This window comes from Pusillimonas sp. (assembly GCF_035515275.1).
Taxonomy (GTDB): Bacteria; Pseudomonadota; Gammaproteobacteria; order Burkholderiales; family Burkholderiaceae_B; genus Pusillimonas.
Map to the genome: position 1 here is coordinate 1 of NZ_DATJBQ010000137.1, position 4263 is coordinate 4263.

Annotated in this window: 3 protein-coding genes and 1 tRNA gene; 2 read left to right on the top strand and 2 right to left on the bottom strand. The window is 58.0% G+C overall.

The genetic code is table 11. The annotated features are described in order from the left end of the window. Positions 1 to 80: 80 nt before the first annotated feature. Positions 81 to 159, bottom strand: a tRNA-Ile gene (locus VL003_RS09925). Positions 160 to 393: 234 nt separating this feature from the next. On the opposite strand from VL003_RS09925, the gene VL003_RS09930 reads away from it, so the two are divergent. Then, positions 394 to 600: a hypothetical protein gene (locus VL003_RS09930; RefSeq protein ID WP_325442023.1), complete on the top strand. Its 207-nt coding sequence runs from the start codon at positions 394 to 396 to the stop codon at positions 598 to 600. Positions 601 to 685: 85 nt separating this feature from the next. On the opposite strand, the gene VL003_RS09935 is transcribed toward VL003_RS09930, so the two are convergent. Beyond that, positions 686 to 1219 (bottom strand): hemerythrin domain-containing protein, encoded by a 534-nt coding sequence (locus tag VL003_RS09935; protein ID WP_414708281.1) that lies wholly within the window; start codon positions 1217 to 1219, stop codon positions 686 to 688. 98 nt (positions 1220 to 1317) lie between these two features. Here VL003_RS09935 and VL003_RS09940 point away from each other — a divergent pair. Beyond that, a partial coding sequence (locus tag VL003_RS09940) for an MG2 domain-containing protein (protein WP_325442025.1) occupies positions 1318 to 4263 on the top strand: 2946 nt, incomplete at its 3' end.

Genomic DNA, 4263 nt, shown 5'->3' on the forward strand with positions numbered 1-4263 from the left:
ATTGGACCAATCAAGGAAATAAGTACCATTTGGAATCGGATTGTCAGCACATTCGTAACAGAGAACAACACAATGTAGGGTGGTGCCCCCCCGCAGAGTCGAACTGCGCACCAACGGATTATGAGTCCGCTGCTCTAACCAAGCATGAGCTAGAGGGGCAAGCATGCGATTATGGCATAAAAATGACCTGGGTTTCCACTCGCTCCGGGGCGGCACTTCGACTAAAAGGGCTGGCCGCGAGCGCTTGGCGGCTACTGACACCCTATATTCATGGTCATGTGATACGGTATAGGAGTAACTTCGCTTTTACCCGCTATTGGCTGCTTGGCCGTTGGGTAAGCGCTTAATAGACGCCGGAGAGACCGGCGCTAATACTAATACGGAGATATCGATTTGAAACGTTTGCTTTACCATGCGCAGCAACTGCATCAGCGCCGCATGAGTGTATTTTGGCTATTGCCCCAGTCGCCCAGCGAAGACGACGAATCCGCCTTGGGGCAGTTGCGGCTGAAGAGTTTGCCTCAGCACGAAGACCGGCCCCGCACCCTGCGCGAGATGTTCCACGATCTGGACTACGACACCGACAGCGAAAGACCGTAATCCGCCCGCGCCCCGTTTTTGTGAGTTGTGCAAAACGAAGCCTTGAGCTCACCGATGCGACCCGCCATAGCACCATACATTTGGCTCAGGGTTCCAGGCTTTTCTGATATTCCTCCAGATAAGGCTTAACGAGCGCCGTTTTTTGCCGATCATCCAGAATCTTTCCGGCCATCTGAAAAAAACGCTGTTCCTCTTCTTCAAGATGGTGCTCCACCTGATGCGCCAATTTTTTCGCCAAAGCCAGCCAAGCGGGGCTGGACGGATCGGTTTTTTCAACCTGTTCGATCAGCTCGTCAATCTCGTGGTGTTCGGCAATAGCGTGGCGCGCTGCCCCAACTCCCGAATCGTTATCCATAATCGGTATATAAAAATGCCGCTCTTCGGCGGTAGCGTGTGCCGTAAGCACGGTCTTGTAGTTTTTAAACAGATTGGTTCGCTGGGGGGTGTCGCCGCTTGTTTCCAATAGACGCGCTCCAAGGTCGCGTTGAAGCTCATGGCTTTCGCGAAGGGCTTCAAAGATATTCACTGGCATTCTCCTTATTGAAACCGGCAATGTCCGTGCCGCTGGTGCAGTAATGTGCAACGCACCAGCATTTTGCGTGCCTGGTTGCGGGCGCATGTAAAAGTCTGTTGGGGCTCTCAACACCCTTTTTTCCCCGTATTGCTTTGGGTACACTGCGCTGTGACCAGGGCGGGCAATTTAAACAGGGGAAAGGAATGACGAATCGCGTCATGTTTGGGCTGGCGTTATCGTTGGTAATGGTGGGCGCGCAGGCCGCCCATATTCAGTATTTCTCCCCTCAAGGTACGGTCTCCACCGTCGAAAGCGTCCAGGTCCGGTTCAATGAGCCGGTTATTGCGTTCGGGGACGGGCGCGCGCCGGCACCATTGGTTGTTACTTGCGACGACGATACCGTTGTCGGCGATGGCAACTGGGCCGACGCCAGCAGTTGGTCTTATGTTTTCCGGGCGAGGCCCGGCCCAGGCGTAAGTTGTGCGGCCCGGGTCGACGACAACTTTCGCACGCTCAGTGGTCAGGCCATTAGCGGCCGTACGCAGTTTTCGTTTACAACCGGCGGGCCGCACGTGGTTACACGAATTCCCTACGGCGACACCATCGACGAAGACCAGATCTTTGTGCTGATGTTCAACGGGGCGGTTAATGCTCAAAGCCTGGAAGACCACACGCATTGCCAGGTTCAGGGCCTGGGCGAGGCGGTTCCGGTACGGCTCATTAACGACCCGGTGCAGCGCGAGGCGTTGCTTGAAGCCGCCCATCTGGATCAATCCTTTGACGACCAGGCGCTTCAGTTGCTGCAATGCAAGCGGGTGCTGCCGCCCGATGCGCAGGTTCGGCTGGTGGTGGGCAAGGGCGTGGCTTCTTCGAGCGGGGTACCTTCATTAAAGGCTCAGTCGTTCGACTTCAAGGTGCGGCCACCGTTCAAGGCATCGACCTCGTGTCGACGCGAGAACGCCAACGCGCCTTGTACGCCCATATTGCCCATCTCCGTCACGTTCAATGCACCCATATCGGTCGAGCAGGCGGGCCGGGTACGTTTGCGAACAATTGGGGGCGAGATTGCGCCCGACCCTCAAGACGAGTCGGAAACGGTGTCCAGCACGCAGAGCGTGGTGTTTTCGGGGCCCTTCGAACCCGAGTCTGAGCTAACTGCGATACTGCCGGACAACCTTGAAGACGATGCGGGACGCCGGTTAAGTAATGCGGATCAATTCCCTTTGACGATACGCACGGCGGCTTATCCCGCCCTGGTCAAATTTTCTTCTGGTACGTTCGGAACCATAGAACGTTTCGCAAACGTGCCTCCGGGAACCAGCGAAGACGAGCATCCCGCTACGGTGCCGCTTACCGTGCGTAATGTGGAGCCCCAGTTGCAGATGCGCGACCTTTCGCGTCCTTTAGGCACGGTTCGCGATTATGTGCCGAAGGACGATGCCGAGGTATTGCGCTGGTACGCCACTTTGCAACGGCTGGACACCGGAAACTGGACCCCAAAGCAGATTGCCCGCATGCTCGATGGAAAAGCTCCGGGACAAGGCCGGGGCGAGGCCCAGGATGTTCGGGGCTATTCGGTTCTGACCGGTCGCGAAAATGTACGCAGTTTGACGCTGCCGGCCGGCCGGCAGGGCGAAGAGCGTCCGCTCGAGGTGATCGGCGTGCCGGTGGCCGAACCTGGCTTTCACGTGCTCGAGGTTGAGTCGGCCCGGCTGGGCAAGGCGCTGCTGGCTGACGAGCGCCCCATGTATGTTCGCAGCGGCGTACTGGTCACCAATCTGGCCGTTCATCTGAAGCAGGGCCGCGACGACGCCCTGGTGTGGGTCACAACCCTGGATGAAGGCAAGGTCGTGGCCGGCGCGGCGGTTCGCGTGCTGGATTGTTCAGGCCGGGTGCTGGCCGACGGCAATACCGATAAGCACGGTGTATGGCACCACTTGGGAACGCTGGACGCGCCGGATTATTGCAGCGATACAGAGCTAAGCGGCCTTTATGTGTCCGCCCGCATCGGCAGCGATCATCCGCTTGCTCGCGGCAAAGACGATTTTTCCTTTGTATTGTCTGAATGGAATGGGGGCATGGAGCCGTGGCGCTTCAATGTACCAACCGATACTCAACCCGAACCAACCGTGGTTACTCACACGGTGTTCGATCGCAGCTTGTTTCGGGCGGGCGAAACCGTTTCCATGAAGCATTTCGCCCGGGTGCAGACCCGCGACGGCTTGGCGCTGCCTGCGTCCGATGAGGTGCCCGGCAAGCTGATTATCGTGCACCAGGGTTCAGGCCAAAGACACGAGCAGGACTTGGACTGGGAGAGCACGCCTTCAGGTGGGTTGAGCGCCCGAAGCGAATTCGCGCTAAGCCGCTCGGCCAGGCTGGGGGAATACTTCGTAACGCTGCAGGGCGAAGACCATTATTCCCAGCCGGATGGCAGCTTTCGGGTTGAAGAGTTCAAGCTTCCTGTTCTCGAGGGCAGTTTGAAAATCAGCCAGCTAGCGAATGATGAGCTTGAGTTGGTCGGGCCTTTGGCCTTGAATGCCGATATTCAGATTGCTTATCTTTCGGGGGGGCCGGCGGCCGACCTGCCTGTTCAGCTTTCGGCGGTTTTGCGTGACAAGTATTTACGCTACAACGACTACGAGGATTATTCCTTCAACCCGCCTTCCAGCGCCGACCAAGCACAGAACGAAGGACAGGAGCAGGCCGCCCAGCGTTTGATCCTGGACAAAATGGCGATCACGCTCGATAAACAAGGCTCGGCTCGTGCCCAGATTGATTCCGTGCCCAAAGTGACCGGCCCCAGCGAACTGCGATTCGAGGCGGGCTTCGCCGACCCCAATGGGCAGGTGCAAACGCTAAGCCAGACCGTAGCGGTGTGGCCGGCAGCCGTGGTGGCGGGCATACGTACCGAAAGTTGGGCCGGCAAAGGCAAGCCCATGGCGGTCGACGCCTTGGCGCTTTCCCCACAGGGCAGGCCGCAGGCGGGGGTATCGATGACAGTGCGCGCGGTTTCACGCACCACTTATTCCACGCGCCAACGCATGGTGGGCGGTTTTTACAGTTACGAGCACCACACAAGCCGGAAGGACCTGGGTCAGGTTTGCCACGGAAAAACCGACCAACAAGGCGTGTTGCGCTGTGAGGTCACG